This window comes from Ruegeria sp. BF12, from assembly GCF_056538705.1.
The window spans coordinates 58,998-70,615 of the sequence record NZ_JBQFTP010000008.1 but is presented as its reverse complement, the minus strand read 5'-3'; the positions used below and the strand labels follow the sequence as shown (position 1 = coordinate 70,615).

Annotated in this window: 10 protein-coding genes; 7 read left to right on the top strand and 3 right to left on the bottom strand. The window is 58.1% G+C overall.

Going from position 1 to position 11,618, the window contains the following annotated elements:
* Window positions 1–6: 6 nt before the first annotated feature.
* Window positions 7–1,215 (bottom strand): acetyl-CoA C-acetyltransferase, encoded by a 1,209-nt coding sequence (locus ACR0J0_RS13770; RefSeq protein ID WP_480664721.1) that lies wholly within the window; start codon window positions 1,213–1,215, stop codon window positions 7–9.
* A 97-nt stretch (window positions 1,216–1,312) separates the two neighbouring features.
* Here ACR0J0_RS13770 and ACR0J0_RS13765 point away from each other — a divergent pair, with 97 nt between their 5' ends.
* Entirely contained in the window at window positions 1,313–2,308 is a 996-nt protein-coding gene (locus tag ACR0J0_RS13765; RefSeq protein ID WP_480664720.1) for an AraC family transcriptional regulator, read from the top strand.
* Window positions 2,309–2,317: 9 nt separating this feature from the next.
* Here ACR0J0_RS13765 and ACR0J0_RS13760 read toward each other — a convergent pair whose 3' ends face one another.
* Window positions 2,318–3,475, bottom strand: coding sequence for an acyl-CoA dehydrogenase family protein (locus tag ACR0J0_RS13760; RefSeq protein WP_480664719.1), 1,158 nt, complete (start codon window positions 3,473–3,475; stop codon window positions 2,318–2,320).
* Window positions 3,472–4,110, bottom strand: a complete 639-nt coding sequence (locus tag ACR0J0_RS13755) for a TetR/AcrR family transcriptional regulator (RefSeq protein ID WP_480664718.1) — start codon at window positions 4,108–4,110, stop codon at window positions 3,472–3,474. The genes ACR0J0_RS13760 and ACR0J0_RS13755 overlap by 4 nt, the downstream gene beginning before the upstream one ends.
* Window positions 4,111–4,223: 113 nt before the next feature.
* Here ACR0J0_RS13755 and ACR0J0_RS13750 point away from each other — a divergent pair, with 113 nt between their 5' ends.
* From ACR0J0_RS13750 to ACR0J0_RS13725, 6 genes are read left to right on the top strand one after another with little or no spacing between them, the layout of a single operon-like run.
* Window positions 4,224–6,008: an acyclic terpene utilization AtuA family protein gene (locus tag ACR0J0_RS13750; RefSeq protein WP_480664717.1), complete on the top strand. Its 1,785-nt coding sequence runs from the start codon at window positions 4,224–4,226 to the stop codon at window positions 6,006–6,008.
* On the top strand, window positions 6,008–7,627 hold the full coding sequence (locus tag ACR0J0_RS13745) for an acyl-CoA carboxylase subunit beta (protein ID WP_480664716.1): 1,620 nt from the start codon (window positions 6,008–6,010) through the stop codon (window positions 7,625–7,627). The genes ACR0J0_RS13750 and ACR0J0_RS13745 overlap by 1 nt, the downstream gene beginning before the upstream one ends.
* A 2-nt stretch (window positions 7,628–7,629) precedes the next feature.
* Window positions 7,630–8,424: an enoyl-CoA hydratase/isomerase family protein gene (locus ACR0J0_RS13740; protein ID WP_480664715.1), complete on the top strand. Its 795-nt coding sequence runs from the start codon at window positions 7,630–7,632 to the stop codon at window positions 8,422–8,424.
* Between the two features lie 3 nt (window positions 8,425–8,427).
* A complete protein-coding gene (locus ACR0J0_RS13735; protein WP_480664714.1) occupies window positions 8,428–10,401 on the top strand; it encodes an acetyl/propionyl/methylcrotonyl-CoA carboxylase subunit alpha in 1,974 nt (657 codons plus the stop codon).
* A complete protein-coding gene (locus ACR0J0_RS13730) occupies window positions 10,402–10,782 on the top strand; it encodes a hypothetical protein (RefSeq protein WP_480664713.1) in 381 nt (126 codons plus the stop codon). It begins immediately after the preceding gene.
* Between the two features lie 3 nt (window positions 10,783–10,785).
* On the top strand, window positions 10,786–11,589 hold the full coding sequence (locus ACR0J0_RS13725; protein ID WP_480664712.1) for a TIGR03084 family metal-binding protein: 804 nt from the start codon (window positions 10,786–10,788) through the stop codon (window positions 11,587–11,589).
* Window positions 11,590–11,618 lie beyond the last annotated feature (29 nt).

Genomic DNA, 11,618 nt, shown 5'->3' with positions numbered 1-11,618 from the left:
CCTTTCTTACACGCGCTCGATCAGGGTCGAGATGCCCATGCCGCCGCCGATACACAGCGACAGCATGGCGCGCTTGGCATCGCGCCGTTCCAGTTCGTCCAGCATTGTCGAAACCAACATCGCGCCGGTCGCGCCCAGCGGGTGGCCCATCGCGATTGAGCCGCCGTTGACATTGGTGATCTCGTGGTCGATGCCCAGATCTTTCATGTAGCGCATGGCGACCGATGCGAAGGCTTCGTTGATTTCCCAGAGGTCGACGTCATTCACGGTCAGACCGGCCTTATCCAGGCATTTCTTGGCAGCCGGCCCGGGACCGGCCAGCATGATGACGGGATCAGTGGAAACCATCGTCGCCTGTACGATGCGTCCGCGCGGCGTCAACCCCAGATCTTTACCTGCCTGTTCCGATCCGATCAGAACCGCTGCGGATCCGTCCACGATACCCGAAGAGTTGCCGGGCGTGTGCACGTGATTAATGCGCGCCACCTCTGGGTATTTCGACAATGCCATGTCGTCAAAGCCATTGCTTCCCATAGCTGCGAAGGACGGGTTCAACGCGCCGAGTTTTTGCATATCCGTCTCGGGTTTGATGAAGTCATCGCGCTCCAGAATGGTCAGGCCACCTTCGTCGCGAACCGGTACCACGGACTTGTCGAACCAGCCGCTGTCACGGGCATGAGCGGCGCGACGCTGGCTTTCCATTGCGAAGGCGTCCACATCCTCACGCGAGTACCCGTCGATCGTGGCGATCAGATCGGCGCCGATACCTTGCGGCACCGCGCGTTGATCCATGATCATGTCCGGATCCAGATACATGGCACCGCCGGATGACCCCATCGGCACGCGGCTCATTGACTCAACGCCCCCTGCAACCATCAGATCCTCTTGCCCGGCGATGATCTTGGCGGCGGCGGTGTTGACCGCCTCAAGCCCCGATCCGCAGAACCGATCCAATTGGACACCAGACACCGACTCGTCCCAATGTGCGGCCTGTACGGCACCCTTCGCGATGTCGCTGCCCTGATCGCCAACCGGGGAAACACATCCCAAAACCACATCGCCTACGCGTGCGGTATCCAGATCGTGGCGGCTTTGCAACTCGCGCAAAAGTCCGGCGGCCAGTTGGACGGGTTTGACTTCGTGCAGCGTTCCGTTGGCCTTTCCCCGAGAGCGTGGGGTGCGAATGGCATCGTAGATATAGGCGGCGTTCGCCATTGGATCCTCCAAAGTCGATTTGAGGCGCAGAGTGACAGGGCGGCTGATGCGCAACAATGATCTGGCGGAACAAAAAAATAGACATTATCTGACGCTCATGGCGGTTCTCATCCCGGCGGTCTTTGCCGTCAATCTTCTGCAGGGTGTGACACGGCGTGGAGGTGATCCCGCGTCCATGCTCCGGCACGCCGGGTTGGAGAACGCGACCCGCCCAATGTCTCATCCGGACTTCGTCAAACTGGTCCGAACGGTGACCCTGACGCTTGATGATGAACTGGGCGGTTTGCAGGAGCGACCCCAACGGATTGGAAGCACCGCAATATTAGCCGCTTACGCCAGCCACGCGGAAACCTTAGGGGACGCTTATCGCCGAACGGTTCAGTTCATGGACGTTGCGGACAATTCCTTTCGCTACCGGTTCCGAGAAGAGGGCGAGAGCGTCATATTCGAAATGGAGCGGATCCCTGGGCGCGTCGTGCTTAACGAACTCGCGGTTGAGATGATCATGGTGCTCGTAAATCGCATGCTCAGCTGGCTGGCCGGAAACAAAGGGGCGGTCAACCGGGTCTGGTTTGACTATCCCAGCCCGGCCCATGCGCCAATCTATCGGGCGATGTTCATGCAGGCACCGATCCGGTTCGAGCAGTCCAGCAGTGGCGTTGCAATCCCGCGCAGCCTGATGAAGCTGCCCCTTGTGCGCACGGAAGAACAGGCCATGGCATATGCCCGTCGCACTCCGCTGGACGCTTTTCTGCCGTTGGATGGAGCTATCGGCCTCGCGCTTGAAGCTGCTCTTGCCATCGACACTGTCCTGACACGGGAAGGGCGGCTTGCAGATATGGACGAAGTCGGTCGTAGTCTGAACATGCCCAGCCACAGGTTGCGTCGCAGCCTAAAGCGGGAAGGGGTGGATTACTCGGACCTGCGCAAGCAAGTTCGGCGGGATCTGGCCGTGCGTTTGCTGACAACAACCGATCTGTCTATCGAGGACATCGCGGCCCGGTCCGGGTTTAGCGAGGCCAGTTCCTTCATTCGCGCCTTCAGAGGATGGACCGGTCTGACGCCCCGAGCGTACCGCGCTTCGGATCTGTAAGGCCTGCCGCTATTGGCCCGTCAGGCCCATCTGGCGCACGGCCAAATCGCGCATGATCTCTTCTGATCCACCGCCAATCGCCATGATTTTGATCTCGCGCCAGACCCGCTCAACGGGGTTGCCTAGCATATAAGCCGCACCGCCAAAAACCTGCATCGCCTCAGAAGCGACAAACTCCAGCGACTTGGTGGCTTGCACCTTGGCCTTGGCAAGCTCTGCCACGGGCATCAGGCCCTGTTCAATCGTCCAGCAAATCCGTTCGATATAGGCCTCGTTCATGTCTATCCGCGCGGACATTTCCGCAAATTTGTGACCGATAACCTGGTGCTCAATCAGCCGTTTTCCAAAGGTCTCGCGTTCGCGCGCCCACTCAAGCGCGCTGTCGTAACACAGTTTCATCATGCCCAGAGAGGCAGACGTCAGCCCCAGCCGTTCAAAATTGAAATTGTTCATGATCGCGATAAAGCCTTTGTTTTCTGGCCCCAGAAGCGCGTCCGCATCAAGTTCGCAATCGTCGAAATGCAATGTCGCCTGCTGCGAACTATGCCAGCCCATTTTGCCACCCAGCGGTGTGCGGCTGAACCCGGGCGCATCGAACGGAACCAAAAACAGCGAGATCCCGGTCAGCCCCGGGCCGCCGGTGCGAGCCCCAATCACAAACCACTCGGCATCCATCCCCCCGGTGATATAGGTTTTTTCACCATTCAGAATCCACTTCCCGCCCTTGAACTCGGCGCGGGTTTTGATGTTGGCAACATCCGACCCCGCTCCGGGCTCAGTGATGCCAAGGGCCGACATCATCCGTCCTGCGATGATCTCAGGCAGAACCGTTTTTTTGAACTCTTCCGAGGCGAATTTTGCGATCGGGCTGATTGAAATCGTGCGCCCTCCGACAGCCGCGCCGATCCCGGACGCCCCGCACCCGAACAGTAATTCGCTGTAATCATGTCGCATGAAAGCGTTGTCGAATCCCAAACCGCCGTAATCTTCGTCAATGCCAAAACCAAAAACGCCAAATTCGGCGATCTTGGCGTGCAACTCCCATGGAACCCCCCGATTAGCCTCCCACTGTTCAACATTTGGCTTGATTTCGGAATCGACAAAACGCCCAAAGTCTCGGCGAAAGGCTTCGCGTTCGGGGGTCATGAAGGGGGAGGGCATTGTCATTCGACTTCCTCAATCTCGGCGTTTTCGTGGGGACGAACCTGAAGCTGGCTTTCCATCATTCGAGCAAACCGATCCATCATTTGCGTGAGGTATTCGGGCGACGAAACGAACTTCTCGTGCAATAGCAAGCCGCGCAAGAAGTTTCGGGTGATACTCCAAAGCAGTTCGGTGTCTTCGCGTTCACCTGTAATGCTGGCATAGCGGCTGGAGATCAGGTTCAGGTTGGATTTGTCCCAATTCCGTAAGCTTTGTTCGAGCAACTCAAACAATTCCGCATCGGTTCGGCACGCGACAAGGATTTCAACGATAGCGCGCCCGCCCGAGGAATTCACGATGCCGGTCCATGAGGACATGATCATCTCATAGACCCGAGGTGTCGCAGTATCCTGCCATATCGGGTTCTGCGCGTTACCCAGAAGGCGCATCGCAGTCGCGGCGACCAGCGCCTGCTTGGTGGGGAAATGATGCGTGATGGCCCCGCGCGAGATGTTTGCTTTAGCCTGAACCTTGGCGAATGTAGTTTCTGCATAGCCAAGCTGATCCAGGCAAGCGACCGCAGCGTTGCAGATTCTGGCCTGCATATCCCGCGATCGCTGATCCTGCACCGATTGCTTATTGGTTGTTGTATCCGTCATGTTCCGTGGCGTCGTAGTGGCAGATCACTGTTGACCGATGTGATCGACAAATCATAAAAACAGAACAGTCGGTCTGTAAAGTGCGGATGGCCGACAGGGAGGAGGGACGTAGCGTGACGCATTCTCTGCGGATCGGAGGAGCAAGCGGGTTTTGGGGGGATGCCCCTCACGCCACTAAGCAATTGCTGCGCGATCCGGGACTAGATGTTCTGGTTTATGACTACCTGGCAGAAATCACCATGTCGATCATGGCGCGCGCGCGTCTGAAAGATCCCCAAATGGGCTATGCGGTGGACTTCGTTTCGGAAGTCATGGCGCAGAACTTGCCTCAGATTGCCGAGCAAGGCGTTAGAGTTTTGTCGAATGCGGGGGGCGTAAATCCAGCAGCGTGCGCCGAAGCCGTGCGAACAAAAATCTCAGAACTCGGTCTGAACCTGAAGGTAGCGGTTGTTGAAGGAGACGATTTGTTGCCGCGGGTATCCGAGTTCGCCAACCGAACCGAGATGTTTTCCGGAGCACCGATGCCTGCGGTTGAAAAAATCGCGTCCATAAATGCTTATATCGGAGCCGGTCCTATCGTGGCCGCACTGCAGGCCGGGGCCGACATTGTCATCACAGGGCGATGTGTGGACAGCGCGCTGACTTTGGCGGCTTGCATGCATCATTTCGGTTGGGGGCATGACGACCATGATCTACTGGCGGCTGGGTCGTTGGCAGGCCATTTGCTCGAATGCGGTCCCCAGGCGACTGGTGGTAACTTCACCGACTGGGATCTGGCAGGCGATATTGCTCGGATCGGGTATCCAATTGCCGAGATCAAAGCAGATGGCTCAATGGTCATGGCCAAACCAGAAGGTACGACTGGCTGCGTGACCCCCGCATCTGTCTGCGAGCAAATGCTTTATGAGATTGGTGATCCACAGGCTTATATATTGCCGGATGTAATCTGTGATTTTTCACACGTCGCAATAGAGCAGGTTGCACCAGACCGTGTGCACGTAGCGGGCGCCAATGGTCGTGCGCCAACCGGGCAACTCAAGGTGTCAGCCACATGGGCGGACGGGTATCGTGCAGGAATGACGTTTCTGATGAACGGGCGGGATGCCCGACAAAAGGCAGAAGTTTTTGCCCAAGCTGCACTGGATCGCGCCCGCAGTTTCCTGCACCAAATGGGCGCTCCGGACTATCGCGATGTCTCCTTCGAGGCGTTCGGAGGGCGACCCGGCGACGGTGATTATGAAGAGATTTCCTTCAAGGCAGCCGTGAAACACGACGACGCCCGTGCGGTTGGGTTGTTTCTGCGGGAAATGACCGGAACGGCATTGGCGGCGCCTCCGGGCCTACACATCTTCACGGGTGGAGGGCGCCCAAAGCCTTCGCCGGTTGTTGCCCTATTTTCGTTTTTGTTGCCGAACGACACGCTCACCTACAGATTAACGGTGGATGGGCAAGTGGTTGCTTACGATCTTCCAGATGTGACGCCGCAGGAACCGGCGCAAGTCAGGCATGATGTTCCTGAACCGACCGTTGAAAAAGCAGCCGAATGGGTCACCCGTCCGCTGGAGGATTTGGCGTGGGCGCGATCCGGTGACAAAGGTGACAAGGTGAACGTGGGCGTTATTGCCCGGCACGCAGCCTATTTGCCCTTTATCTGGTCTGCGTTGACGGACGACATACTGGCCGATGTATTTTCTGATTACCTGTCCGGGGGTGTTGAGCGGTTCTACGTGCCCGGGACACACTCCATGAACATCCTTCTGCACGACGTTCTGGGCGGTGGCGGCATCGCCTCTTTGCGCAATGACGCGCAAGGCAAAAGCTTTGCCCAGATCCTTTTGGCTACGCCAATCAGAATTCCGGCGCGGCTTAGCGCAAATTCCGAGCAAGGAGATACCTGATGGGTTTCGTCAGCAAGGTCGTCCGCGACTCTGAATCCTACGCCAAGAACCGGGCCGACATGCTGGCGCTCATCGATGAGATGCGCGCGCTTGAGGCCAGACCCGTCGCCCTCTCGGAACAACGGCGCGAGCGGATGGAAGCCCGTGGTCAAATCACTCCGCGCGACCGCCTTGCACATTTGCTGGACCCCGGAATGCCGTTTTTGCAACTGCACGGGTTGGCGGGCTACTGCGTTGATATTGACGACCCTAAGAAGTCGGTGCCAGGCGCATCACTCATTATAGGTATTGGGTTCATTTCAGGCGTGCGCTGCATGATCATCGTCGATGACGCAGGGATCAAAGCCGGGGCAATGGTCGAGATGTCGGGCGTGGCATTCCTGAGCGCGCAGGATATGGCATTGAAACAAAACCTGCCATTTGTGCATTTGGTCGAAAGCGCTGGCGCTAACCTGATGGAGTACAAGGTCGAATTCTGGGCCAATGGCGGTAAATTGTTCCGCAATCTGGCCCGACACTCGGCCGCTGGTCTGCCCAACGTCGCTGTGTTGCACGGGCCTTCTACAGCAGGTGGGGCGTATATGCCGGGGCTCGCCGACTACGTGGTAGGCGTAAAGCAAAACGGGATGGCGGCCTTAGCCGGTGCGGCTTTGGTCCATGCGGCTACGGGCGAAAAGGCCAATGATCGCGATCTTGGCGGGTCCGAGATGCACGCCACAAAGTCCGGCCTGGTCGAGTATCTGGCCGAAGACGACGCGCATGGCATTGAAATGGCACGAGGTGTGATGGCGCGGCTGGATTGGAACAAATCCCTACCAACGCGCCGCCGCAAAGAGGTGCAACCGCCGAAACTCGATCCCGAAGAGATCGCGGGTGTGGTTCCGACTGACTACCGAATTCCCTACGATGTTCGGGAAGTTGTGGCGCGTATTGTGGATGGGTCGGAATTTGAGGATTTCAAGCCGGGATACGGACCGGCGACGGTCTGCATGCAGGCGGCAGTCAATGGGATTTCTGTCGGTATTATTGGTAACAATGGCCCGTTGGACCCGGCCGGTGCCAACAAGGCGTCCCAATTCATCCAGCTTTGCGGTCAGTCTGACACTCCGCTGATATTCCTGAACAATATCACCGGGTTCATGGTCGGCACCCAATATGAACAGGGCGGCATGATCAAGCATGGTGCCAAGATGATTCAGGCCGTGACCTCGGTCGATGTGCCCAAGATCACGCTCTATATCGGTGCCAGTTTCGGGGCGGGCAACTATGGGATGTGCGGCTATGCCTACGACCCGGATTTCTTGTTCGCATGGCCGAACGCCGCGACTGGTGTGATGGGGGGCGAACAGGCGGCGGGAACAATGGAAATGGTCGCCCGAACCGGCTTCCAGCGTAAAGGGATCGAACCTGACGAGAGCAAGCTGGCAGCACAAAAGGCGGCGATCACGGCGCATTTCAACAAACAAGAGAGCGCGTTCTATACCTCGGGCCGGTGCATCGACCACGGCGTCATCGATCCGCGTGACACGCGGCGCGTGCTGGGCTTTTGTCTGGAAACCTGCCTTGAAGGGCGGGCGCGAACAGTCAAACCCAGCGTGTACGGCGTCCACAGGTTCTGATCATGCTGCCAAACTCTCCTCACCTCGATCTCGAACAGGACAGCAGGTGGTTGACGGTCTGGTTCAACGATCCAGACCGGCGAAACCCCTTGACCACCGAGCGGGTTGAGGCGCTGATTGAACTGTGTGCTGCCCTGCAAACTGCGCCTGTTCAGGGCGTAACAATTCGCGGTCGCGGGGGCATTTTTTGCGCCGGCGGCGATTTGAAGGCCTTTAGGGCCAGTTTCGAGGGCGACCTTTCACGCGAGGACATCATCCGCCAAAGCCTACGGGCGGCCGATCTTTTCGACGCTGTGGCCGCGTTACCGCAATTCACAGTTATGGCCGTCGAAGGTGCTGCAATGGCAGGTGGATTTGGGTTGGCTTGTACCGGGGATTTGGTCATCGCCGCTGATGATACTCATTTCAGCCTATCCGAGGCACGCATTGGCCTTACCCCTGCTCAGATCGCACCCTTCGTGGTCGCCCGGATCGGTATGCCTGCCGCACGGCGATTGATGTTAACCGGCGCCACGATTGATGCCCACGAGGCGGAGCGACTTGGTTTGGTGGATCAGGTTGTGGCAGGTGAAGACATGGGCGAAGCGCTGGGTGAAACTCAGGACATGGTTCAGGCGGCGGCTCCACAAGCCATGGCGGCGATAAAAAGACAATTGGTCGAGATGCCATTCCAGTCACGAGATCAACAGCGGAAGGTGGCGGCTGAAAGCTTTGCGGAGCGAATGCTTTCAGATGAGGCGCACGAGGGGATCTCAGCCTTCTTTGAAAAACGAAAACCCAAATGGGCAGGGGGTTGAGCAATGGCATTCGATACACTTCTGGTCGCCAATCGCGGGGAAATCGCCGTGCGCATCCTTCGAACGGCCCAATCGCTGGGGCTTCGAACGGTTGCCGTTTACACGACTGCAGACGCAAATGCGCCGCATGTGAGCCTGGCGGACGAGGCGGTCTGGGTAGGTGAGGGACCGGTTCGTGACAGCTATTTGAACGGGGACAGGATCATAGCCGCCGCCCAGAAAACCGGGGCAGGGGCGATCCATCCGGGATATGGGTTCCTTTCCGAGAACGCGGAGTTTGCCGCAGCGGTTGAGGATGCGGGCCTGACATTCGTCGGGCCTGATGCCGAAGCGATCCGTTTAATGGGTGACAAATCTGATGCCAAACGCCTGATGATCTGCGCAGGCGTGCCTTGCGTTCCGGGGTATGAGGGTGACGATCAATCCGAAACTGCTTTGATCAAGGCCGCAGAAAAAATCGGCTTTCCCATCATGGTTAAGGCGGCGGCGGGCGGAGGCGGGCGTGGTATGCGTCTGGTACCGGACGCGGGCTCCTTGCCCGAGGCAATCGCGCTGGCTCGATCCGAGGCAGAGAACGCGTTTGGCTCTGGTGCGCTGATCCTTGAAAAAGCGATCACCGAGGCCCGCCACGTCGAACTGCAGATCTTTGCGGACACGCATGGCAATGTGGTCCATCTCGGTGAGAGGGACTGTTCAGTCCAGCGTCGCTACCAGAAAGTTGTCGAGGAGGCGCCGAGCCCCGGAATAACGTCTGAGCTGCGCGCGAAGATGGGGGCTGTCGCAATCGACGCTGCCCGTGCCGTCAACTATCGCGGGGCAGGAACGGTCGAGTTTCTGTTGGAACCGTCAGGGGCCTTCTACTTCCTTGAAATGAATACCCGCCTTCAGGTTGAACATCCGGTAACGGAAATGGTCACGGGCCTTGATCTTGTGGCGTTGCAGATTGCTGTCGCACAGGGCGAAACGCTGTCGATTACACAAGAGGAAATAACCCTGAACGGCCATGCCATCGAGGTGCGCCTTTATGCCGAGGACCCGTCGAACGGATACTTGCCTGCAACCGGTCCCGTTGATGTCTGGAAACCGGCGACCGGCCCCGGAGTGCGCGTTGATGCGGGTATTCAGCCCGGGCAGGAGGTGTCTCCGTTCTACGACCCCATGCTCGCCAAGATCATTGCGCATGGTCCTACCCGCGATACCGCAAGGGCACGGCTGATCAAGGCGGTTAAGGAAACTGTATTGCTGGGCACGATGACCAACTCGGCCTTTCTGACTGACGTGTTGGGTCAAGATGCCTTTATCCAAGGCGATGCAACGACCACATTTCTCGACCGGGCATATCCTGATGGGTTTCCCGCATATCAGGTCACGGGGCGTGACGCCGCATTGGCACTGGCTTTGATGCTCGACGCCGATCAAGCGCGGGCCAAGGCTGCGGCTGGGTATGTGTCGTCCGATCAACTCGGTTGGTCCAGCGCAGCCCTTTTGCCGTCCAGTGCAACGCTGGCCTATGGCGAGGCGGAGATACACGCGCGTGCCCAGGCGCGACCGGATGGGTGGGCCGTCTGGATTGAGGACGCCAAATTCGACATCACTTTCGTCAGCAACGCCAATGGGAATGTTCGCGCCCGTATCAACGATCAGACTGTGGATGCTATGACCCGTCTGACACGCGATACTGCACAGATAGCAATCGGTTCCGAGCGATTGGCGTTTCGTCGCCTGCGCCCCGGCGCGCAGGATGAAACAACTGCTGCCGGCGGTCGCGTTACTGCCCCCATGCCTGGCCTTCTGATCGAAGTAGCGGCCGAACTCGGCCAAAACGTCGCCAAAGGCGACCGTCTGGCCGTTCTTGAAGCAATGAAGATGCAGCATCAGATCACAGCACCCGTAACCGGTGTGATCACCGCTGTTCATGTCGGGGAAGGGCAGCAACTGACCTTGGGCGACGTCATGATCGAGATTGAGGAAACGTAGATGAGTTCGGATCTGCGCCGTCAGCTTGGCATCGAGTTTCCACTGTTTGCATTCAGCCATTGCCGCGATGTGCTCGCCCCGGTGTCGCGCGCAGGCAAACACTCCCGACGGCTGAAGTCCGCTTGGACCGAAGCGTGGGAAGCCAATGGGCCAGACCCGTTGGTGATACACTATCTATCGCTGGTGTCCGAGCCAGCATTGCGCAAGGCCGAAAAGCCGGCGCAGTTCATTCATGAAGGAGCTGACGAACTTTCGGCATACTGGGTCGGGCAGGGCGTCGGTTTGATGAACCAGGCAAGCTCAGCCACGGCGGTGGTTTGGGAGTTCAAGCAAGACTATCTGGCCGCTGTAGAACGGCTGAATACAACATTAGAGGACTGAGCGGTGCAACAGGCAACGGATTTTCTGGCAGAAAGCGACGCTTTGCATGCCGTACTGGCGGATGTCACATCCGACAAATGGGAAACTGTAACCCAGTTCAAAGGGTGGACGCTGAACGACGTGCTTATTCATCTGCACTACTGGAACCAGATGGCGGATCTGTCACTTCAGGACCCTGACGCGTTTACGGCCCGGATCGGAGCCTTGTTTGCCAAGGCCAAATCCGAAGGTCTGCGGCCTGCGGAAAACGAGGCGATTTCTCTGCGCGGGAACGAACTTCGCGACGCGTGGAGGGAACTCTATAAGGATATTGGCACCCGTTGGGCTGACTTTGATCCAAAGCATCGCGTGAAATGGGCCGGGCCGGACATGTCCGTGCGCTCATCAATCACGGCCCGCCAGATGGAGACTTGGGCACACGGGCAAGAGGTCTTCGACATACTTGGTCGTGAGCGCGTCGAACAGGATCGGGTCAAAAACATCGTCGTTCTGGGCGTGAACACCTTTGGATGGGCCTATCAGGTAAACGGCAAGCCCATACCCGAGACCATGCCGCGACTGGAACTGACTGCCCCGTCAGGGGCACTGTGGGAATTCGGTGAACCGGGTGACAACCGGATCACGGGCTCGGCCGTGGAATTTGCACAGGTCTCGGCCCAAACCCGTAACATTGCGGATACATCGCTAAATGTGGAAGGACCGGTTGCCAGAGAGTGGATGTCAATCGCGCAGTGTTTTGCCGGTGGTTGCGAAAAACCCCCTGCACCTGGCAGCCGATACCGGGCAGAAGGTGTGGCGGAAAACTGATTAACAGTTGAATATGAAGGTTGGTCCCG